1 protein-coding gene is annotated in these 275 nt (G+C 58.9%); it reads right to left on the minus strand.

All coding sequences use genetic code 11. From position 1 onward, the window contains the following. Positions 1–223: hypothetical protein (locus SB659_RS19470; protein ID WP_410551592.1), on the minus strand; the 223-nt coding region annotated here is incomplete at its 3' end. Positions 224–275 lie beyond the last annotated feature (52 nt).

Raw genomic sequence — 275 nt, forward strand, 5'->3', positions numbered from 1 at the left:
GGTACGGCTGCCCCCAACCGCCCCAGGGTTTGTACAGACCCTGCTGTAGGCCTTTGTCGTATGGGATCATCTGCAGCTTGAAGGGCATGAAGGTCGTATTGATGTACATCAGCTTGCGAATGGGATCGATCGTGGAGCCATACCAGTCCGAAGTTCCGTCAAAGGCCGGCCAACCGAGTGTCGGTTTCAGGCCCGGCGGCGTATAGAGCCCGTCGTCGCGCATTTGCCGATACTGGATTCGGCAGACGAGTTGATCGATCGGCGTGGCACCCCAG

It is taken from the genome of Arthrobacter sp. SIMBA_036, assembly GCF_046535135.1.
Taxonomy (GTDB): domain Bacteria; phylum Actinomycetota; class Actinomycetes; order Actinomycetales; family Micrococcaceae; genus Arthrobacter.